The 20,916-nt window shown below is 65.0% G+C and carries 22 protein-coding genes; 12 read left to right on the top strand and 10 right to left on the bottom strand.

Annotated elements, in window-relative coordinates; genetic code table 11:
* Nucleotides 1-122: 122 nt before the first annotated feature.
* Complete coding sequence (locus QM588_RS15210) at nucleotides 123-2,285, bottom strand: HNH endonuclease signature motif containing protein (protein WP_283314455.1); 2,163 nt, start codon at nucleotides 2,283-2,285, stop codon at nucleotides 123-125.
* 75 nt (nucleotides 2,286-2,360) lie between these two features.
* On the opposite strand from QM588_RS15210, the gene QM588_RS15205 reads away from it, so the two are divergent.
* Nucleotides 2,361-2,873, top strand: coding sequence for a GNAT family N-acetyltransferase (locus tag QM588_RS15205; RefSeq protein WP_283314453.1), 513 nt, complete (start codon nucleotides 2,361-2,363; stop codon nucleotides 2,871-2,873).
* Here QM588_RS15205 and QM588_RS15200 read toward each other — a convergent pair.
* Nucleotides 2,863-3,810 (bottom strand): CPBP family glutamic-type intramembrane protease, encoded by a 948-nt coding sequence (locus QM588_RS15200; RefSeq protein ID WP_283314450.1) that lies wholly within the window; start codon nucleotides 3,808-3,810, stop codon nucleotides 2,863-2,865. The two genes, QM588_RS15205 and QM588_RS15200, sit on opposite strands and share 11 nt — an antisense overlap.
* A 209-nt stretch (nucleotides 3,811-4,019) precedes the next feature.
* Entirely contained in the window at nucleotides 4,020-5,207 is a 1,188-nt protein-coding gene (locus tag QM588_RS15195; RefSeq protein ID WP_283314449.1) for an MFS transporter, read from the bottom strand.
* Between the two features lie 62 nt (nucleotides 5,208-5,269).
* Here QM588_RS15195 and QM588_RS15190 point away from each other — a divergent pair, with 62 nt between their 5' ends.
* On the top strand, nucleotides 5,270-5,812 hold the full coding sequence (locus tag QM588_RS15190) for a GtrA family protein (protein WP_283314448.1): 543 nt from the start codon (nucleotides 5,270-5,272) through the stop codon (nucleotides 5,810-5,812).
* Nucleotides 5,799-6,332 (top strand): SixA phosphatase family protein, encoded by a 534-nt coding sequence (locus QM588_RS15185; RefSeq protein WP_032390682.1) that lies wholly within the window; start codon nucleotides 5,799-5,801, stop codon nucleotides 6,330-6,332. Before QM588_RS15190 ends, QM588_RS15185 begins: the two co-directional genes overlap by 14 nt.
* Before the next feature lie 6 nt (nucleotides 6,333-6,338).
* On the opposite strand, the gene QM588_RS15180 is transcribed toward QM588_RS15185, so the two are convergent.
* Complete coding sequence (locus QM588_RS15180) at nucleotides 6,339-6,539, bottom strand: hypothetical protein (protein ID WP_222072580.1); 201 nt, start codon at nucleotides 6,537-6,539, stop codon at nucleotides 6,339-6,341.
* 157 nt (nucleotides 6,540-6,696) lie between these two features.
* On the opposite strand from QM588_RS15180, the gene QM588_RS15175 reads away from it, so the two are divergent.
* From QM588_RS15175 to QM588_RS15165, 3 genes are read left to right on the top strand one after another with little or no spacing between them, the layout of a single operon-like run.
* Entirely contained in the window at nucleotides 6,697-7,275 is a 579-nt protein-coding gene (locus QM588_RS15175; protein WP_283314444.1) for a hypothetical protein, read from the top strand.
* Entirely contained in the window at nucleotides 7,275-8,561 is a 1,287-nt protein-coding gene (locus QM588_RS15170) for a sensor histidine kinase (RefSeq protein WP_283314442.1), read from the top strand. The genes QM588_RS15175 and QM588_RS15170 overlap by 1 nt, the downstream gene beginning before the upstream one ends.
* Nucleotides 8,558-9,214, top strand: coding sequence for a response regulator transcription factor (locus QM588_RS15165; protein WP_283314440.1), 657 nt, complete (start codon nucleotides 8,558-8,560; stop codon nucleotides 9,212-9,214). Before QM588_RS15170 ends, QM588_RS15165 begins: the two co-directional genes overlap by 4 nt.
* Nucleotides 9,215-9,227: 13 nt before the next feature.
* Here QM588_RS15165 and QM588_RS15160 read toward each other — a convergent pair whose 3' ends face one another.
* Nucleotides 9,228-10,550: an NAD(P)/FAD-dependent oxidoreductase gene (locus tag QM588_RS15160; protein WP_283314439.1), complete on the bottom strand. Its 1,323-nt coding sequence runs from the start codon at nucleotides 10,548-10,550 to the stop codon at nucleotides 9,228-9,230.
* Between the two features lie 131 nt (nucleotides 10,551-10,681).
* On the opposite strand from QM588_RS15160, the gene QM588_RS15155 reads away from it, so the two are divergent.
* Nucleotides 10,682-11,617 carry a LysR substrate-binding domain-containing protein gene (locus QM588_RS15155; protein ID WP_283314438.1) on the top strand — a complete coding sequence of 312 codons (936 nt, stop codon included), beginning with the start codon at nucleotides 10,682-10,684 and terminating at the stop codon, nucleotides 11,615-11,617.
* On the opposite strand, the gene QM588_RS15150 is transcribed toward QM588_RS15155, so the two are convergent.
* Nucleotides 11,593-12,591, bottom strand: a complete 999-nt coding sequence (locus QM588_RS15150; RefSeq protein ID WP_442972930.1) for an MsnO8 family LLM class oxidoreductase — start codon at nucleotides 12,589-12,591, stop codon at nucleotides 11,593-11,595. The genes QM588_RS15155 and QM588_RS15150 overlap by 25 nt on opposite strands.
* Nucleotides 12,592-12,655: 64 nt before the next feature.
* Here QM588_RS15150 and QM588_RS15145 point away from each other — a divergent pair, with 64 nt between their 5' ends.
* On the top strand, nucleotides 12,656-13,030 hold the full coding sequence (locus QM588_RS15145) for a VOC family protein (protein ID WP_283314437.1): 375 nt from the start codon (nucleotides 12,656-12,658) through the stop codon (nucleotides 13,028-13,030).
* Here the strand turns inward: QM588_RS15145 and QM588_RS15140 are convergent.
* Nucleotides 13,027-13,977: an endonuclease/exonuclease/phosphatase family protein gene (locus QM588_RS15140; protein WP_283314435.1), complete on the bottom strand. Its 951-nt coding sequence runs from the start codon at nucleotides 13,975-13,977 to the stop codon at nucleotides 13,027-13,029. The genes QM588_RS15145 and QM588_RS15140 overlap by 4 nt on opposite strands.
* A gap of 136 nt (nucleotides 13,978-14,113) precedes the next feature.
* Here QM588_RS15140 and QM588_RS15135 point away from each other — a divergent pair, with 136 nt between their 5' ends.
* The gene (locus tag QM588_RS15135; RefSeq protein WP_442972929.1) at nucleotides 14,114-15,754 is read left to right on the top strand and encodes a GMC oxidoreductase; all 1,641 of its coding nucleotides are present in this window, start codon (nucleotides 14,114-14,116) and stop codon (nucleotides 15,752-15,754) included.
* Between the two features lie 23 nt (nucleotides 15,755-15,777).
* The gene (locus QM588_RS15130; protein WP_283314433.1) at nucleotides 15,778-16,344 is read left to right on the top strand and encodes a GNAT family N-acetyltransferase; all 567 of its coding nucleotides are present in this window, start codon (nucleotides 15,778-15,780) and stop codon (nucleotides 16,342-16,344) included.
* A 17-nt stretch (nucleotides 16,345-16,361) separates the two neighbouring features.
* On the opposite strand, the gene QM588_RS15125 is transcribed toward QM588_RS15130, so the two are convergent.
* Nucleotides 16,362-17,981, bottom strand: a complete 1,620-nt coding sequence (locus QM588_RS15125; protein ID WP_283314432.1) for an alkaline phosphatase D family protein — start codon at nucleotides 17,979-17,981, stop codon at nucleotides 16,362-16,364.
* A gap of 78 nt (nucleotides 17,982-18,059) precedes the next feature.
* Nucleotides 18,060-18,554: a MarR family winged helix-turn-helix transcriptional regulator gene (locus tag QM588_RS15120; protein ID WP_283314430.1), complete on the bottom strand. Its 495-nt coding sequence runs from the start codon at nucleotides 18,552-18,554 to the stop codon at nucleotides 18,060-18,062.
* Nucleotides 18,555-18,622: 68 nt separating this feature from the next.
* Here QM588_RS15120 and QM588_RS15115 point away from each other — a divergent pair, with 68 nt between their 5' ends.
* Complete coding sequence (locus tag QM588_RS15115; protein ID WP_283314429.1) at nucleotides 18,623-18,985, top strand: nuclear transport factor 2 family protein; 363 nt, start codon at nucleotides 18,623-18,625, stop codon at nucleotides 18,983-18,985.
* Between the two features lie 38 nt (nucleotides 18,986-19,023).
* Here QM588_RS15115 and soxR read toward each other — a convergent pair whose 3' ends face one another.
* On the bottom strand, nucleotides 19,024-19,461 hold the full coding sequence (gene soxR, locus QM588_RS15110) for a redox-sensitive transcriptional activator SoxR (protein ID WP_283314816.1): 438 nt from the start codon (nucleotides 19,459-19,461) through the stop codon (nucleotides 19,024-19,026).
* Nucleotides 19,462-19,528: 67 nt separating this feature from the next.
* Between soxR and QM588_RS15105 the strand changes: the two genes are divergently transcribed.
* On the top strand, nucleotides 19,529-20,914 hold the full coding sequence (locus QM588_RS15105) for an MFS transporter (RefSeq protein ID WP_283314428.1): 1,386 nt from the start codon (nucleotides 19,529-19,531) through the stop codon (nucleotides 20,912-20,914).
* Nucleotides 20,915-20,916: the final 2 nt, after the last annotated feature.

Here is a 20,916-nt window from a genome sequence, read left to right as displayed (position 1 = left end):
GTCGATACCTGACACGGTGGCTCCTCGAAGAAGGGGCGATCACCTGCCCCAGATACTTGAACGGCGTTCAAGGTAGCAGGTGCGTGGCCCTGACCACCTTTCGGGCACCGGCAGTGCCGGCGTCAGAAGGGCGCGGGATCGTATCGACTCCAGTCCTGTCGTATGCGTGCGTGTACAACGCGGCAATGCTCGAGATAGGCCCGCCTCTTCTCTGCCAGCCTCTTCCTTGCCGAGTCCGTCGAGGCAGTACGGAAGTCCGCGAGCGTCGGGGGTGCGGATCCGCTGTAGTCGAGTTCCCATCGGGTCGGTTCGGACAGGGATCTCACCGGTTCCGCAGACCGTTTCTGACGTCTGCTGCGACCCGCGGGCGATCCGATCGAGAAGTCCGGCAACGTGATCGAGCGCAAACCGAGCGAGTTCGACCACAGAATCACCCCTCCGGCCATCATCGCCGCCGACCACGTTTTCGAGGTCTTGGCCTGATGATGGAACACGCAGACCGGTTGAAGATTGGTCACGATGGTCCAACCTCCCCGCCGCGGATCGTCCTGATCGAACGGCACCAGATGATCGATCTGGCACCGCGCCGACGGCACGTCGCATTGGGGAAACGTGCACGTGCGATACGCGGCCCGAACGACAGCAGCGACACGGGCACTGGGTCGATAGGTCACCGCAGCCTGAGACGGACCGGACTCCCCGCCGTGGCCGTCGGGAAAGATGCCCCGGGCACGCTCGGGCTTCTCGGCAATCCAGGCGAGCCACCGCGCGACCAGCCCATCGCGGACAGACTCCTCCCCCAGCACAGGGGCTGCGGGTGAACGCGCACAGCCACCTGCCCCGCGTATCGACGGAAGCTCGCCGGCGCCGCGCACGCGCCCGATGCCCACCACTCGACGTAGCAACAAACCGGTCGACAACCGCACGCCTGAGTCGTGTCTGCTGTCCGGGTACCTACTGCTACCCGGGTCTCGCCCGCTGCACTCACCGCGCTGCGAGCCTCCAACGCCGTCCGGGCCTCCTCCGCGACGATTGTCCTGGTCGCCGCCGCCTGGACCCGCATCGCCGTCAGGACCGGCATCGCCGTCGGAACCGCCAACGCCGTCAGGACCGGCGTCGGGACCAACGTCGTCGTCGGGACCGGAATTGCCATCGGGATTCACGTCGTCCGGGTCACCGCCATCCGGCCCTCTGCTAGACGGTCCTCCACCTTTCGGGTCACCGCCAACCGGGCCGTCACCGCCAACCGGGCCGTCACCGCCCTCACCGCCCTCGCCGCCGCCGTCACCGCCGTCACCGCCCTCGTCGTCGCCGGGACTGTTTTCTTCGGGTTTGAGCATGTCGACCAACTCGGTCAGCATCGCCTGCCATTTCGCGTCGGTGGCGACGACGCGCGCCACCTCCGGATCGATGGGCGTCCCGTCCGCCAAGGTCCCGGGATCCGAGGACAGTCCCAGCAGCGTCTCCACCGCCACCACGATCTGAAGGAGATGCCCGCGCCGAGGAGGGAGATCATCGGCGGCACCGGCAACCGGGCACTCGTCACCGAGATCGCACTGGCAGACCAGCGAATGCTCGGCGTGCAGCAAAGCCATCAGTCCGGCGGCCCGCAGCATCCCCGTCGACCGCGGATCGTCCTTGCAGACAGTCCCCACAATCTCGATGATGAGTGCATCCGCCTCGGCCGCTTCGAGATCCGTGATCTTTGCAATGAGCGACGAAATACCCCCAGGACCGGGGCGGTCGATCCGCACTCCGACCTCTTCGGACTTCGCGATCTCACGGGCCTGCTCGGCACCGTCCGGATCGGCCTTCATCCACAACCGCCAGATTCGGTTCCGCAAAGCCTGCGGGCGCATTCGACCCCCTGCGGCGCAAACCTCGTATTCGATTGTCGAGATGGTCTCGTCACTGGCGCGATGCAACACCGACGTGATGGTGACCACCGTCGACCAGTCGAAGCTACCGGTCACGAAACGCAAGGCCGTCAACGGCATTCGATGTAAACGCTCGGCGACATCGTGCACCACCGACGCATCGCGACGCGTGCCGGTCATCGTGACGGCCAAGTCGCACAACGCGCCGCGGACGGTCTCGCCGGGATCTCCGTCAGTGGCCTCGGCGGCCTCGAGACGCATCTCGAGTACGTCGCAATACGCGAGCACAGTCGCTGCCCGTGCCAGGTTTTCCTGAACACGGCTGAGCGCGATGACATCGAGAAACCCCGCGATACAGTCATCGACCGACGGCGTCTCCGCCGCTCCCCACCCCCCGGTATCGAACATGCATTCGATAATACGAGAGGGGTCCGACGAGAAAATTCGATTCACTCACCGAGTTCGGGCCGGTATAACGACACGATGAGCAGTTACTCGATCCGCGACGTTCGGCCCGGCGACGAGCATCGGATCGGCACCGCACACGTTGCGATATGGAAGGCAACGTATGCGGGAATGATGAACGATGCGAAGTTGGATGCGATGAGGCCCGAGCATCGCATCGAACGGTGGGAGCAGATCATCGCCCACCGCGACGAGTCGTCGGCGCGCGGAGTTCGCACCCGATGCGCAATAGACGTCGCCGATTCAGGCGTCGTCGGCTTCGCGACCGGAGGACCCCCGCGCGACGAAAACCCGCCCGCGCCACGAGAATTGTGGTCGTTGAACGTTCTTCCCGAACACCACGGCACCGGCATTGCACTGGCGTTGATGAACGACGTACTAGGTGAGGACACTCCCGCTGCGTATTTGTGGGTGGCCGCGGCCAACGAGCGCGCGGTTGCCTTCTATCGCAAGAACGGGTTCGAGCTGGACGGCGAAGTCCGCTTCGACCCGACGTGGGAATGCCACGAAGCGCGCATGGTCAGGGTTTGACGGGCGGTTCGTTTCTGGATCGGTCGGGGTTCAGGTTCTCGGGATTCAACACGACTTCGGTCACCATCGGCGTCGTCTCGACGGTCCGATCGTTGTACCGGACAGCCACCGTATTCGGCAGGAACGCATCGAGAGCGCGGGGCGTGATCCACCACAGCAGGGCGGCGAACAGGATCAAGATGTTGATCCACTGCAGCACCGTCGCCGAATTGTCGGACGGAATCACCCGATCGAAGACCTGAATGTTCATCACGAATCCATGAATGGCGATCAGCACCCACAATTGCCGATATCGGTAGTACACCCACACCGCCGCAGCACCCCACAGCGCTGCCCAGAGGAACCCGCCGCCGCCGAAATACAGGTACAGGAAGCCCCGCAACGTTGCCGACAACCCCATGATCGCCCAGATCGGCATCCTGCCCACCAACAGCAGAACCGGAAGAGCTACCAGAATCGGCTCTTCCCTCAGACCGACAGCGAGCGCCGAAACGACTGCCAGCCAATCGGATTCGACAGATGCAGGGATCGAGAACCCGAACCGGAGTATATCCAGTCGAGACAGTACGAGCACTGTCGCCGACGCCGCGCCGATCGCAGCACACCATGTCAACGCAGCCTCGCGCGCAGAGCCATGCCGCAGAGGCAGCACCGCCGGCAATGTCCGTCGCCGCGCGAGATACACCGCGCCGATCGCTATCGCACCCACCGCGACCTGTAGCGCGCCGACCGCGAGATCGGTCCACTGATCGTGCATCGTGAGAATCGGTGCCGGAGCGTGCGGCTCACGAAAACGCCACAGCGCACCCACCAAGCCGATGAAGAAAACGACGACCCACCCGGCCACCAGAGCGAGCGCCAGAGCAGCCGTACCGGTGACAGACAGCGCCCGCCTGCGGGACTTGTCACGGAGACCAGAGTCGGCATCGGTCGCCATCAAGTCACCACCATTCACTCATCGCCGCATACAGCATCGCGTCTCGCCATTCCCATATGGCCTCTCACCCCGCCGAGACCGTAACTCCGGACTTTGTCTATCACGCACGAGACCAAAATTCAGTACCGCGCAGTCACGGTGACATTTCCCGATCAGCTCACGCCAACCGAGACTCGTCGGCTTCACCTCGACTCTCCGACTGGTCGAGATCAGGTGGACTGCACTGGGAATTTGCGGCCGTACAGCCACCCGATCAGCGCGACGACGACGCCCGCGGCAGCGATCGCGGCCAATACCGACCCGAAGCCCGATGCCTCGACGACCCGCCCGACCACCAACGGTGCCAGCAGAAATCCGGCACGCGAGATCAGCGAGACGGTCGAGATCGCCGCAGCCGACGAGACACCGGGAAGCCGCCCGGCCAGGCTGAACACGATGGGAAACAGCGGACTCGACCCCAGGCCGGCGACCGCGAATGCAGCGATGACCAGTACAGGCACGTCGACGGCGAGCACCGACAGCCCCGCGATGCCCGCAAACGCGACCGCTACCAGCGCTGCGCCACCCGTCAGTACCGACGACGGTCCGAACCGATCCACGATCCGGTCACCCACCAGGCGTCCCACCAACATCGCTGCAGAGAACGCGACGAACGCCAGACCGGCAGCGCCAGGACCGGCACCCTCCTCGGTCGTCATGTACACCGCACTCCAGGACTGCGGAAAGTCCTCCATCAAGCCGGCCAGCAGAACCACCGCACCGAGCATTGCGAGCGCCGCAATCGGACGGCCGACGGCCGGCTGAGGAGTTGGCCCGTCGGCGGACTCGTCCGGCCGCGCATCCGGACCCAGCAAACCCCGGCCGACCGCCGCGAGCGCCAGAACCAACACCACGGCGACGCAGGCGAAGTGCACCGCGACCGGAAGGCGAGCACCTGCGGCCGCGGCACCCGTCACTCCGCCCACCACAGCCCCCACACTCCACGCCGCGTGAAAGCCACTGAGCAGAGATCGACCGGCACGCTCCTCGACCAGCACTCCCTGAGCGTTCATGGAAATGTCCATCACCGCGTCGGCCCCGCCGAGCAGGACCAGAGCTGCCAGCAACGTCCACCACGACACCGCCACAGCGGGGAGCACGAACGCCCCGCACAACAACAGTCCCGACGCAAGAACAGTCCACCGACTGCCGAACCGGCGTACCAGCGCAGCCGCAACGGGTGCTGCGGCGAGCCCACCGACACCGACCCCCGCGAGGGCGAAACCCAGCGTGGCGACGTCGATGGACAACGAGTTCTGGATCTCGGGGATGCGGGGTGCCCAGTTGGCGAACACGGCGCCGTTGACGAAGAAGACGATCAGAACGGACAAGCGAGCACTGGTTTTCGGGCGGCCCATAGTGCCGCGAGCATATCGTTCATGGGACTACGCAACCCGTTACTCGAGGTACCGTCGATGGGATGCATGTGTCCGACCGCCTCACCGACCACGTTCCCGAGCGTTGGCTCGCGCCCCTCGTCAAGCACGCCGAGGCTCTCAAGTTCCTCATCGTCGGAGCAATCACCTTCGTCGTGACCGTCGTGCTGTTCTTCGGCTTGAAGTGGACGATCCTGCAGGACAAGCCGGTGACAGCCAATGTTCTGGCCGTGCTGATCGCAACGATCGTGTCGTACGTTCTGAACCGGGAATGGTCGTTCACTGCCCGCGGCGGACGACGTCGTCATCACGAAGCGGCGCTGTTCTTCGCTGTCGCCGGGACCGGTCTGGCCATCAACCAATTGCCGCTCTGGGTGTCGAGTTACGTGCTGGATCTGCGCGCTCCCAACGTGTCTTTCATCACCGAGAACATCGCGGACTTCGTCAGTGGATCCATCGTCGGCACCCTGCTCGCCACCGCCTTCCGGTGGTGGGCAATGCGCAAGTTCGTTTTCCCCGAGCCGGCGAACGTCGTTCCCGATGAGATTGCCCTGACCGTTTACGGTGGACGGCATGGCGACCACTAGGACTCTCGTGCTGATGCGGCACGGAAAATCCGGCTATCCCGACGGCGTGCCCGACCACGAGCGGCCACTGGCTCCGCGCGGCCAACGGGAGGCAGGACTGGCTGGAGCCTGGATCACCGAGCACGTCGGCTCCGTCGACGCCGTGTTGTGCTCGACGGCTCTGCGCACTCGCGAGACCTTGGCCGCCACCGGCCTCGGCGATGCACCCACCCGTTTCGAGCGAGACATCTACGGTGGATCGGCCGACGAGATCATCGACGAAATCAAACTGGCGGACACCTACTTCGACGACGTGACCGTCTCGACACTGTTGGTCGTCGGGCACGAGCCCGGAATTCCCTGGACGGCACTCGAACTGGCCGTCGACGACGACACCGACGTGGCCCGCGAAGTGCGACACCGCTTCCCCACCTCGGCAATCGCCGTGCTGACCACCGAATGCAGCTGGGCCGAGCTGGCAGCAAGTACCGCCACGATCACCGAATTCTGCATCCCCCGCGCCGATTCCGACGGCGCGTAGACCCGACTAGCGGTTCCGGAGATACAGGTATCCGGCACCGCCTGCGGCGATCAGCAGAATCAGCGCGGCGGGAAATCCGAGAAGCCACCACACCACTGCGAGCACCACCAATGCTGGTGCGGCGGCAATCATTGCAATACCCGGATTCTCGCGAACCGTTTCCAGCGCGGACTGTGCATGGACTCTGTCGATCTTCTTGCCTGCCATCGTCGACTCCCTCTTCGTGTCCCGTATGCGTATTTCCACAGTAGCGCGGCCTACTACGACTTTCGGTGGACCGCCGCGTCGTACGTCGGTAGGAATCACCAGCTACGACGCCTCGGCAGGGGTGTTCGCACGAGGGGTGCTCGGGTGAGATCGAGGCATGAACAACCCGATCCTGCTCACCATCGCCGTCTGCGAAGTCGGTTTCTGGGTACTGGTCCTCGGCGGCCTGTGCTTGCGCTACCTGGCTCGGATGCGGCCGGCCAGCACCGTCACTCTTGCCCTGCTCCCGGTCCTCGATCTCGTCCTCGTCGCAGCGGTGGCTCTGGATCTGCATCGCGGCGGAGACGTCGAGTTCGCTCACCGTCTCGCCGGAATCTATCTCGGTTGGACCCTCGTGTTCGCACACTCCACCGTGGCCTGGCTGGACGTGCGCTTCGCCCACCGTTTCGCGGGAGGACCGGCACCGTCCACACCACCCAAGACCGGACCGCAGGCCTACCGCAACGAGATCCGAGGATTCGCGAAATGGCTGTGCGCTGCCGCGATCGCACTGGCCATCACTTACGGACTCGCCGCCACCGTGGCAGACTCGGAGCAGGCAGCAGCGTTGAAAACTGTGGTGCAACCACTCGGCGTCATCACGTTCTTCTGGTTCGTCACCGGACCGCTGTGGGTGCTGGGAACCAAGAGCCCTGGGCACGCGAAAGATATTGCAGGAGAACGGAGTCGACTCTGATGGTGAGCAGGTCCCGGATGCCGAACACGTTTCGCCCCTCATGGCGGCCGCGTAATCCGGTGGTCCTGCCCGTCGAGATGCTGCTGGCCACCGTCGTCTACGCCGCATTTCAACTCTCGACGGGCATGGTCGGCGATACCAGAGACGAACTCGTCGAGAGCCCGGCCTTGGTCACGGTGAGTGTCGTCGCAGTATTGGCGATGACAGCGGCGACCTGCGTCCGCCGAACCTACCCTGTGTTCTCGTACTCGACTGTGGTCGCGATCAGCGTGGCACTCATCCTCGTATTACCCGAGCGCACTTTGGGTTTCACTCCCCTGTACTGGTTCGCGATCGCCGCGTTGGCAATTCGCGTGAGCGGCCCGAGACTCTTCGTTCCCCTCGGTGCCGGATTGATACTCGAAATACTGGTCAGTGTCGATACACGCCTGTCCTATCCCGACGCAGCAGCCGGACCTGGCGGAACCGTGGGAGTAGTGGCCGAACAGATCGCCAACCTGGCCATCAACTACACGGTGCTCATCGCGCTGGGCAAATACATCGCACGTGGCCGGGCCCAGGAACTGGAGAGCGAGGCGGCATTGGGGCGGGCCGAATCGGCGCACCGGGAACGCCTGGAGACAGCTCTGGACAACGAGCGGCGCACCATGGCACGCGAATTGCACGACGTCGCGGCCCATCACCTCACCGGCATGCTCATCCAGGCCAAGGCTTCGAAGACTCTCATCACGAGCGACCCCGAGCAAGCACGCGAACTACTCACCGGCGCAATCGGACACGGTCAACGCACCCTCGACAGTCTCCGCCAAATTGTCGGCATCCTGCGTCCGACCGACAATGACGGCGGCGCACCACAGCCCATGATCTCCGACATCACCGACCTCGTCGAACAGTCTCGAATGTCGTTCGCCTCCATCGACCTCGACGTCACCGGCGACGCAGCCCGAACGGACAGCGCGGTGCAGCTGACATGCTTTCGCATCGTGCAGGAGTCACTGTCCAATGCCCGACGCCACGCGCCCGGTTGCGCCTCGCTCGTCCAAGTGAGTACCGGGGCCTCGACTGTCGAGGTGACCGTATCCAACACGATCGCCTCCCCCGCCTCCGGCCAGAGCGATTCCTCGGGGCAGGGATTCGGCATTCCCGGCATGCGGGAGCGAGCAGCCCTGTTCGGCGGGACACTGGAGGCCGGGCCCAGTGAGCTCGGCGAGGACGGGCGCTGGGTGGTGCGTGCACGACTTCCGGTCGACGGCAAAATTTCCCGGCCTGACGGGGTACCGGCATGATCAGAGTACTGATCGTCGACGATCAACCGGTGGATCGGCAGGGATTCGAGCTGTTCCTGGCCGACCACTCCGCCATCGAGGTCGTCGGACATGCCGCATCGGGACGCGATGCCGTACAACAGGTCTCGGTACTGCAACCCGACGTCGTACTGATGGACATCCGGATGCCTAACGGTGATGGGCTGACCGCAACGAGGGAAATCCTGGCGCGGTTCGACGAGGTTCGCGTCATCGTCGTCACCACCTTCGATCTCGACGAGTACGTGTACGCCGCGCTCGACAGCGGTGCATCCGGATTCCTGCTCAAGGACGCCGATCCGGACGAGCTCGCCGACGCCGTGACGACCGTCGCCGCCGGCGGAGCGGCTCTGTCGCCGCGCGTCACCCCACGGTTGATGGCGGAGTTCGCGCGACGAGGGACACCACAGCGATCGGCGAGAAGCGCTGCACCACAACACGGCCTGAGCCTGCGCGAGATGGAGGTGGTGCAATTGCTCGCGACAGGGCTGGGCAACAGCGAGATCGCCCGATCACTGCGACTCGAGCAGAGTACGGTCAAGACCCACATCGGCAACATCTGCCGCAAACTCGAGGTCGGCACCCGAGTGCACGTGGTGATCTGGGCCTACCGCAACGGCCTGGTGAGCAGCTAGCCCTATCCGAGTTCTAGGCCGCTGAACGTTCCTCGTCGTCCGCTGTCTCGTCGGTAAGTTCCAGCATCGACCCGGACTTGTCGGTGTACTGGAAGTGCGGTCGCTTGTCGCCGATGTACGACGTCATCCACGACACCACCGCAACGTAGCGGTTGCGGAAGCCCACCAGGTACATCAGGTGCACCGCGAGCCACATCAGCCAAGCGATCGGTCCGGACATGTCGACCTTGCCGAACAACCGAGCCACCGCACTGAATCGGCCCACGATCGACATGCTGCCCTTGTCGACATACTTGAACGGCGTTCCCGCGTCGACCTTTCCGATGATCGTCTTGGCTACGTGGCGGCCCTGCTGCATCGCGACCGGCGACTGTCCCGGCAGCTTGTGCAGCGAGGTCACGTCGCCGATCGCGTAGATGTCCTTCGCGGTACCGACAGTGAGGTCGTCGTGCACGAGCAACCGACCGGCCCGATCGGTCTCGCACCCGGTGCGCTCGGCGATCGTCGCAGCCAGCTCACTGGCCTGAACGCCGGCCGACCAGATGACCGTCTTGGCCGGGTAGGTGCGCGAGGTCTTCGTGTCGACGTCCTGCACAGTCACGACGTCGTCGGCGATATCGGTCACCATGGCACCGGTGACGACGTCGACGCCCGACTTCTCGAGCTTGGTGCGGGCATAGGCACTGAGCTTGCCGCCGAAAGCGGGGAGTACTTCTTTCACACCGTCGACGAGGGTGACCGTGACGTCGTCGGGTCCGATATCGGGGAACGAGCCGGCGAAGTAGCGGTGCGCGAGATCCCTGATCTGGCCGGCCAATTCGACGCCGGTCGCGCCTGCACCGACGACCACGAAGCTGAGCAGCTCCTTGCGTACGTCGAGATCGGAGGTCTGGTGCGCCTTTTCGTAGCAGCTCAGAATCTGCTCTCGCAGGGCGATCGCGTCGTCGACTGTCTTGAGCGCGAAGGTGCGGTCCTTGAACTCGTCGCGACCGAAGTACGCCTGAGTAGCCCCAGTGGCGACGATCAGGCGGCCGAATCCGATGGTGTGGCGTTCGCCGCCACCGACGTAGGTGACCTGATGGCTCTCGGGGTCGACGTCGACCACTCGGCCCAGACGCACGTCGGCGGAGTCGTACTGCGCGAGAATGCGCCGGATCGGCGGGGCGATCTCGCCTGTCGAGATCATCCCGGTTGCTGCCTGGTAGAGGAGCGGCTGGAACAGGTGCTCGGTGGTGCTGGAGATCAGAGAGAACGTCACACCGGCCTTGCCCAGAGCCTTGGCCGCAGCCAACGCTCCGAATCCCGAACCCACGATGACGACGTCGTACGTTTTCACAGCACTTCCCTTTCCGAGCACACATTTCTTGTAGATCGAAGAACTACCTCCATGAAACTCCGCGGTTCCTGCGCTATCAACGCGAAAGTTGAAATAGCATCCATGAGCAGAACTCATGGATGGAGGACGCCGTGGAGCTGCGGCAACTGAAGTACTTCCTCGCGGTCGGGGAAGAACTCAACTTCTCGCGTGCCGCCGAGCGGTGCTACGTCTCGCAATCGGCGATCAGTCTGCAGATCTCCAAGCTCGAACGCGAGATCGGTGAGCCGCTGTTCGAGCGCACCTCACGCACAGTCCGATTGACCGTCGTGGGAGCACAATTGGTGTCCATCGCCCGCCACATGGTGGAGCTGGAACAGGCCGCTCTGGCGCTGACGACCAGGCGCCGAAACCAGCTCCGCCTCACCGGAAACATGACCTTCGCCGCGAACGCCATCTCCGCAATCGTCGCGGTACGTGAACGACATCCCGACGCCGAGATCGACTTCGTTCTCAAACGATTCGCAGAACAGATCGAAGCCGTGACATCGGGCGACTGCCAGGTGGCACTGATCCGCGGCAGCGTCGAACGCTCCGGTCTGCACGTGACCGAGTTGTGGACCGAGGACCTCGTCGTCGTCCTCGCAGAGGGCCATCCCCTGGCCGGGGAACCCAACCCGAGCCTGAGCCAACTCGCCGAATATCCACTGCTGCTTCCCAAACGAAGCGAGCAGATACTGTTGCACCGCGTCATCGAGCGCGAGATGAAACGCAGCGGGCTACCACTGACCTTCGGCCCGCCCGTGGCGTCCGATCACACCGCGAGCGCCGAACTGCTCAACCACCCGCAATGCTGGTCGATCCTCTACGCCAGCACGGCCGAGAGCACACCCAAAACCGGCCTCGTCTTTCGCACCGAGGCCGACCGTCGCCTTCGACTACCGGTCTCGGCAGTGGTCGACGCCACCGTGCCGGCCACCGACATTCAGCGCGATCTGGTTGCCGCGCTGGCAGATACGGCACCGGCCCAGCCCGCAGCTCCGGTTCAGCCCACAGCTCCGGTTCAAAAAACAGCGCCGGAGAGCTGAGCGAAAGCGGCGTCCGCAGCGAACAGTTCGGCCCGGTCGAACGTCGACGTGGAGGCCATGACCTCGTCCGCGCCGGTGCGCTCGATCAGCTCGTCGAGCCGTGGCCGGACCTGCTCGGCCGTGCCGAGGATGGTTGCTTCCAACGAGGATTCGATCCGATCTCTGGTCCGCGGCGTCCACCGAGCTTCGTCGATCGACGAGGCGGGTTCGAGCGCCGGGAACTCACCCTCGCGCCGTGATCGCGCCATCGCCCACGCCTCTGGGAGGGCGAAACGGCGCGCATCTGCTGCGTCCGCGGCGATCGTCACATCGAGCGAGACGACGACGTACGGATCCGGCAGTTGCGGACTCGGCCGAAAGTGCTTGCGATACTGCGCCAGTGGATCGTTCCCGCGCAGTACCGGGCCCCCGACGACCACCGGCAACCCGGCACGGGCAGCAACCTCCAGACCGGCACCGGTGGCGAGCACGAACATCGGCGGCGGCGTAGTTGCCGGCCGCGCGGTCACAGGACCGGACCCGTCCAGATACGAACGCACTTCGGCGACGTCGGCCTCGAACGTATCCGGGGCGTCACGATCTCGACGCAGAGCAGCGCGCACCGGCTCGGTGAACCCGAGGGAACGCCCGACGCCGAGGTCTATCCGGCCCGGAAAGAGCGACTCCAACATCAGAAACTGTTCGGCCACGACCAGCGGTTGATGGTTCGGCAGCATCACCCCGCCGGATCCGACGCGTATACGCGAAGTCTGCGACGCCACCGCCGATGCGAGAACCGCGGGCGCGCCCGAGGCGATGCCGGGTACCGCATGATGCTCGGCCACCCAGAACCGGTGCAGCCCGAGCTTTTCGGCGTGTACGCCGCGTTCGACGGTATGACGGAGCGCCGCGGCGTCGTCGACACCTACCCGCGTGCGAGATCGATCGAGCAATGAGAAGAACACAACAGCTGCAACCGGCGAGGCGTCGGGCATATTTCTCGGAACGACCTGCTCATCGCGGACCGAATGTGTCCGCAATGGGGCTCATCATTGCTTCATGGCTCTCACCATGAAGATCGAACTCATCACCGTCCCTGTCACCGATGTCGACCGCGCCAAGGAGTTCTACACCTCGATCGGGTTCCACGCCGACCATGATGCACGTCCGTGGGAAGGCATTCGGTATGTCCAACTCACCCCTCCGGGATCGGCGTGCTCCATCGCCATCGGCGAGGGCATCACCGACGCCGAACCCGGTGCCGGCGCGGGAATCTTAATGGTCGTCGACAGTGCCCAGGAGGCCTACGACCACCTCACCGCGGTGGGCCTGACCGTCGAGCAGCCGAAGGACGAGGGCTGGGGAACGTTCGTGTACTTCGCGGACCCCGACGGCAACAAGTGGTCGCTGCAGCAGTTGCCGGCCCAGCCCTAGTTCGGAAAGCCCTGGTTCGGTAAGAAAGCCAATCGCGCCAGGATGCCGCGGTGGTCGGAGCCGGGGACGGTCACGGCCTCGACCGAACGAACCCCCATGTCTGCCACCAGAACATGGTCGATGGCAATGACCGGCGGGTGCCAGGTGTGCGCCGGATAGGTCCTGAGCATGCCGGCTCCGGTGGCCACTGCGGCGTCGACGAATCGGCCGTCCTGCAGGTCGCGGTAACGCCGGTGGTCCTGCGTGGCATTGAAGTCCCCGGCCACCACGACGGGTCCGTCGTCGGCGGGGATCTTGGCCAGCAGCTGCCGGAGCAGCCCGAGCTCACGTACCCATTCGGACGGCTCCCGCGGCCACGGCGGAACAGGATGCACCGCGAACACCAGCGGCCGACCCGGCATCTGCACCCGCGCCGACAGCAGTTCGGTCACGAAGCCGTCGTGCCGCTGCTCGTCGGCGAGTGGGAATCGGCTGTAGATGCCGGTTCCATTGCCTCCGGGCCCGGCGCTGACGTGGGCGTACGGTAACTGCTCGGAGAGCCTGGATCGAAGGCTCGCGTCGGCCTCGGGCGTCAACTCGACGAGAGTGAGCACGTCCGGTCGGTGGTGTTCGACGAGCGCGATCAACGCATCCGGATCAGCCTGGCCGAGCCAGATATTTGCGTGCAGCACCGTCAGGTCCGCGGCCCGGGGCCTCGGCGCGACGCGGCGGTAGCGGAGCCGGAACTGGGTCGCGACCGCCGCGGCACAGACCGCCAGTCCTGCCGTCAGCCCCCACCCGCCGAAGGCCACACCTGCCAACACCGTTCCGGGCACGGCCGCGAGCATGAGGACATGTGCCAAAGCCGCGGCGACGGCCATCGGCTGCCCACGCCCGTCGACCAGGTGCGCGACGACCCCCGTGACCGCTACGACGAGCAGTAATACAGCTACCGATGCCGACACCATGAGCGGAGTCTGGCAGGCAAACCTGAGGCCGAGCTGGGAGGCGTCCCGAAATACGACCGGACCGTTGGCTTTATTGTCGCAAACACGACAGAATCGGGAGCGCTGTCCGCGAGGTGTCCGAGGGGGAAGTACTGCCGTGAATAGAAGGCAACTGTTGCGGTTGGCCGCTGCCGGAATGCTCGGCGCCGCCGCAGCCCCGGTCCTGAGCTCGACCGGACTGGCCGGATCCCCCGTCGCCGGCGCTCTGCCGATCGGAGCAGACCGCATCCGGTCGCTGGTACCCGAACTGTTCGCCGACCCTCCCCGCCCACCGGACCACTCGCCCGTCATCGTCATCGGTTCCGGCTTCGGCGCCAGCGCCGCCGCCCTACGCATGGCCCAGGCCGGCACCGCGGTGACCGTCCTCGAGCGCGGACTGCGCTGGCCACGCGACCCCTGGCGCGAAATATTCACCGCGGACATGACCGCCGACGGCCGCGGACTGTGGCAGCAGACCTCGTTCACCAACATCACCGGTCTCCCCGTCGGACCGGTCGACCTCTTCGGCGGCGTCCTCGACACCACCCGCTACGAGAACCTCTCGGTCTGGCGCGGCGCAGCCGTCGGCGGCGGCTCCGTCGTCTACACCGGCGTCACCATCGCACCGAACAAGAAATTCTTCGACCTCTCGTTCGGCGGACGCCTGAACTACGACGAGATGGCAGCGACCTGGTATCCCAAGGCCCGTTCCATGCTCCGGCCGTCGGCGATGCCCGAGGACGTCTACAACAGCCCCAACTTCGCTCACTCACGAACCTGGGACGATCACGCCCGCCGCGCAGGCTTTCGCCCCGAAGCAGTCGACGGCAACTGGAACTGGAACGTCGTGCGCGACGAGATCGCCGGCCGCTCCCGGCCGTCCGCCACCGTCGGTGAGAGCACCTTCGGTAACTCCAACGGTGCCAAGCACGACCTGACCCAGAACTACATCCCCCAAGCCGAAGCCACCGGTAACGCAACGGTGTGCCACAGCCACCGCGTCGCAGCGATCGGCAGCGAATCCGGCGGCCGCTACCGCGTCGACATCGAACGCCTCGACCCGTTCGGCAACATCGTCGAGACCCGGACACTCACGTGCGACGCCCTCGTCCTCGGGGCCGGATCCATCGGTACCACCGAACTGTTGATGCGTGCTCGCACCACCGGCGCATTGTCGAACCTCAACGAATTCGTCGGCACCGGCTGGGGCACCAACGGCGACGCCTCGATGACCAGGTCCCTCGGACCGATGTCTGCCGGCCCTCAAGCTGCGCCCTGCGCATCCCGCATCATCGACGACTCCGGACTGCCCCTGACCGTCGAGAACTGGTACACCCCAGGCGTTCCCGTGAACATGGGCTTCCTCGGCTCGCTCGGCATGACCATCGACCCGTTGCGTGGAAACTTCGGATTCGATTCCACTGCAAACAAATTGACCCTCAACTGGCCCAAGGGCGGCAGCCGCGACACCGTCGAGGCCCTGCGTGCCGTGCAGAACCGCATGGCTCAGGCCGGCGGCACCGTCGTCGCCGCCGAACCGTTCACCCGCGATGTCGACGACACCTTCACTGCCCACCCCCTCGGCGGCGCAGTACTCGGTGACGCCACCGACGATTACGGTCGAGTCAAGGGCCACCCCGGGCTCTACGTCGTCGACGGTGCCCTGATCCCGGGTAGTACCGGCGCCGCCAACCCGTCACTGACCATCACCGCACTCGCCGAACGCAACGTCGCTCAGATCATCGCCGACGGTCGCTGAGCCGTCTGTCCATAGGTTCACCCATGCACCATCCCGCCACCCGACTTGCCGAGAATCACGATCTGCTGCCTGCGGCCGATACCCTGCGCGACGCATTTGCCGACTACCCATGGACGCGATGGGTGATCCCGGCCGATGACCACCTGGCCACGCTGCAGGAACTCCAGCAGCTGTACCTACAACACGCGCATCGACACGGAATCGTATTGCTCACCGCGGACTACGCCGGGGTCGCGGCACTACTTCCCGCAGATGCCCCTCCACCCGATGACGAATCCATGGCGAGGATCATCGAACTACACGGAGATCGGATCGATCGACTGCCCTCCGGTGAATCACCACCGGGGTCATGGACACTGGAAACGCTTGGTGTGCAACCGCATCGGCAAGGGCACGGGATCGGCGGACGACTGCTCGAGAAGGCCGTCGACGAAGCACGGCAACGTGGCGCCTCCGGGTTGGCCTTGGACACGTCGGATCTGCGAAACGTGCGCCTGTACGAGCGGGCCGGGTTCCGTGTCTCGAGCCACGCCGCACCGAGTGAGGGCCCCGAGGTGTGGTCCATGGTCCGTACATTCGGCACGGATTGAGCCTGCGGCATCAGGCGCTACCCCAGCTGGATCTCCGGCCGCCCCTCCGGAACGGTGACCGTCATGGCTGTGCGAACCGGCTTACCCGGCGTCGACACGGCATCGAGAACCCTGACCTCCGAACGCCATTCGGTGTTCGTCAGCGTGCTGCGAAGATAGCCGCGACGGGCATTTCCGTACTTGACGTGCGGCGAACCGTCGGCGATGGCAGCTCCGGTGGAGTCGACATCGGCACCGTCCTTGCCCGACGCTATGGACGTGGTTGCGATCTCGACACCTTGGATCGGCGACACTTGATCCTGGTAGTCGCGGCGCAATTCCGACACGATCGTGCGGTGAATGTCGCCCACGATGGATGCCACGTTCTTCGTGCCCCGATTCCGGGCTCCGTCGAGAATGCGATGACGCGAGGCCTCGTACCCGCTCCACGGATCCATCCCGACCTTGCGATCGTCACCCTGTCCCCGCGCCAGATCGGCGATGACCGTCTGGTGCGCCAGGAAGTTCCACTTCGACGGTGAAGCGAATCCATCGAGAATCCATTGTTCCTGTGCCGCACCGGTAATGGTGCGCGACGAATCGGCCGTCTCGGCATCCTGGGCATGCTCGCCGTCCCCATGCGCCTGATCGCTGCGATACTGCCGGGTGTCCAGCACCGAGAAGTCCACCAGATCACCGAACGAGAACCGGCGATAGACCTTCATGTCCGGGCCTACGGGCTTCAGATTCGCGCGCACCGGGGTGTTCTCCCACCACGCCTTGAACGCATCGGCCCTGCGTAGCAGGAACTCTCGTGGATCGTCGTTGTCCTGGCTGATCTGCGAGGCCCAGTTGTTGTCCACCTCGTGGTCGTCGAACGTCGAGACGAACGGTGCCGACGCATGTGCGGCAGCCAAGTGCTCGTCTGCCTTGTACATCGCGTACCGGTCGCGATAGTCGCCCAGCACCATGGTTTCTCGAGCGGCCGACTCGGTGCGAGGCTCGCCCGCCCGCGCACCCTCGTTCTTGATCGCGTACTCGTAGATGTAGTCGCCCAGAAAGAACACCACATCGAGATTCGAGGCCGCAAGGTCCTGGTACGCACCGAAGTAGCCATCCTCCCATTTCTGGCACGACGCCCAGGCGAAATCGAGCTTGCTCAGCGGCTGCCCAAGTGCAGGTGCAGTTTTGGTGCGACCGACGGGACTCGCATGTGGGCCGACCAGGAAACGGTAGAAGTATTCGCGCGCCGGCTCGAGCCCGCGCACGTCGACGTGAATGGACCAACCGTCGAATTCGGTCGCCAGCTCGATGCCCTGCGCCACGATGCGGCCGAATTTCTCGTCGGCGGATATCTGCCACTGGACGGGCACCACGCCCGGCGTCATCCCGCCCAGCGGGGCGAACGGGTCGGTGGCGAGTCTGGTCCACAGCACCACCGAATCGGGCAACGGATCGCCGGAAGCAACACCGAGACGGAAGGGATAGTCGGGGGTGATCACCGACTGCGCACCTACCGTCGCAGATGTCCCCGCGATCTCCGGTGTGAAGGCCAGCGCCCCCACCAACGCACTCCACGTCAGAAACTGTCGACGCGTTGCGCCGGCCCGCAGAGAAATGTCGCGACCGATCCTGACGTCGTTACCTCGGTTCACCATTGTCCGAGACTCTCGTGCGACCGACAACTGGATTCGTCATCGATCCGACGGGCAGGTGAACTCCGTGTGTCGCCTCGGTCACTGCGGCCGTGGCAGCGTCCCGTTGGCTCGCACATGGTCGCGCAGACGAGTGAGTAGCGGTTCGAGAGTGGCGATGTCCTCGGGTGCGAGCCCGTCGAAGAACAATCGCCGAACCACGTCGACGTGACCCGCCGCCGATGCGTCCAGAGCGGCCCTGCCCGCCTCGGTGAGCACTGCGTCCGTGGCGCGCCCGTCGGTAGTCGACACCGTGCGATCGGTGAGCCCTCGTGCGGACATCCGCGCGAGATGATGGGAGGCCCTGCTGCGCTCCCAACCGATCTCCGCAGCCAGTTCGGCCACCCGGCGACGCCCGTCGGGACTGTCCGCCAGTGCGACCAGCACCGAATAGTCGGCCAGGGACAGACCGTGATCCTCGGTCAGCTGCCGGTTCATCTCGAACGTCATCTGCAGCGACAACCCCATGTAGGCGCGCCACGCCGATTCCTCGGTGGGCGTCAACCACGGAGTGGTTTCAGGGTTACTGGGTGACATGTCACGTACTTTCTGCGATGCTGGGTCCGGGGCACCGAACCCCCCACCACCAACCCTAGGGGTACACCATGGATCGCAGCACTCCCGCAGAGCTGGCACGCCGCAACGTCGTCGAAGTATTCAACACGAACGACGACGCGAAACGACGCGAACTCATCGAGTCCATGTATCACCAGGACGCGGTGTTCTACGACGCCGAGAACACCGCCACCGGGAGAGAGTCGGTCATCGAGGCGATTCGAGCGCTGATCGGGCCGTCCGAGGGTCTGACATTCGCCGTCACTGCCGAGCCCACCGCCCTGGGTGACGTCGCCCGAATCTCCTGGGCACTGTCGCCGCCCGACGCCCCCGCCGTAGTCTCGGGCCAGGACTTCGTCGTCGTGAAGGACAACCTGATCACCGAGCTGTACACGTTCATCGACCAGGCGTAGCCCGCTACCCACAAGACTCGACACCGCCGACGTACGCGTCAGATGAGCCGCGCCCCGGGGCCCGCCTTGCCCAGCTCGTCGCCTGGATTGAGCAGACCGCATTTGTTCAGGGAGAGACATCCGCAGCCGATGCAGCCGGTGAGTTGCTCCTGCATCCGCGCAATCGACTGCTTCCGATCCTCCAACCGCTGGTTCCATGCAACCGAAATCTTGGCCCAGTCGCGCTTGTTCGGGGTGCGCCCCGACGGTAGGGACGCAAAGACCTCGGCCACCTCGGCAAGCGGTATTCCGAACCGCACCGCCACCTGAATCAGCGAGATCCGCCGAATTGCGTGACGGGGAAACTTTCGGACGTTGCCCGCCGTCCGCTCGGCGGGAACGAGCCCGAGAGTCTCGTAGTACCGGACCGCAGACACTGCGGCACCGGTTCTGGCCGCGACCTCCCCGATGGACAGCAGTTCGTCACTGATACGGATCATGCTGCCTCCCAGCCGACACGACGATTTGACCTCGAGTGCACTCGAGATCCTAGCCTTCCACACCATGCACTCCCCCACCGAATCCACGACCGGAACCTGGCGACAGCTACTCGGCGCTCGCTACCTCGGCACCGCAACCGTTCTCGCCGGCGGCGTCGCGCTGTACGCCACGAACGTCTACCTGACGACCAGCCTGCTTCCCACGGCCATCGACGAGATCGGCGGCCAACGCTACTACGCCTGGACCGCAACGGTTTTCCTCGTTGCGTCCGTCATCTCCTCGATGTTGGTCAGCAAAGTTCTGGCCACTCGCGGACCTCGCGGTGCCTACCTGATCGGCCTGACGGTCTTCGCTCTCGGGACCGTCGTGTGTGCCGTCAGCCCCACGATGGAACTCTTACTGGTGGGCCGCACAATTCAGGGCGCAGGAGGTGGCCTACTGGCCGGACTCGGCTACGCCGTCATCAATGCCGCACTGCCGCAACATCTCTGGACGCGAGGTGCGGCTCTGGTCTCGGCCATGTGGGGCGTGGGAACGTTCGCCGGACCGTCCGTCGGCGGCATCTTCGCGCAATTCGGAGCCTGGCGAATGGCCTTCGGCGTGCTCGTTCTCGCAGCTCTGGCCATGGCCGCCCTCGTCCCGCGAGCACTGCCCGCCCACACCGGTGAGGCCACCGAACCCAGCCCGGTACCGACACTGTCGTTGACCCTGCTCACCACAGCTGCCCTGCTGGTGAGCATCGCCGGAGTGGTCTCCAACCTCGCGATCACCGCCGCAATGGTCCTGGGAGGAGTACTCCTCCTGATCGCCTTCGTGGCCGCCGACCGTCGCGCAGCGCACGGCGTGCTCCCCCCGTCGACCTTCGGCGCGTCCGCGCTGAAATGGATATACCTGACCATCGTCGTCCTCGCCGTCGCGTCCACGGTGGAGACCTTCATCCCACTGTTCGGTCAGCGCCTCGCCGGATTGGCACCGCTGGCCGCCGGATTTCTCGGGGCCACACTGGCGCTCGGATGGACCCTCGGCGAAATACCGAGCGCCTCGGCCACCGCTCCACGCGTCGTACGACGCATCGTCATGGCCGGCCCGATCCTCGTCGCGGCCGGATTGTGCATCGTGGCAGCGTTTCTCACCGACCAGGCAGGTCCCGGTTCGATCGCCACGTGGGTAGTGGGTCTGATCGTCACGGGCGTCGGCATCGGAATTGCGTGGCCACACTTGGCAGTCGGAGCCATGACATCGGTCGCCGAACCGGGCGAAGGCGCACGAGCCTCGGCCGCCATCAACACTGTTCAGCTGATCGCCAACGCCTTCGGAGCAGCTCTGGCGGGAGTACTGGTGAACCTCGGAGAACCATCGACGCTGCGGTCGGCTCAGTTGCTGCTGTTCACTTTCGCGGCGCTGGCATTCATCGGTGTGGCAGCGGCGGCGCGATCGCAGCGCGCATAGGT

The organism is Rhodococcus sp. IEGM 1354 (assembly GCF_030056855.1).
Classification (GTDB): Bacteria; Actinomycetota; Actinomycetes; order Mycobacteriales; family Mycobacteriaceae; genus Rhodococcoides.
The sequence above is the reverse complement of the archived record's forward strand: the minus strand, read 5'-3'. Positions and strand labels throughout refer to the sequence as shown.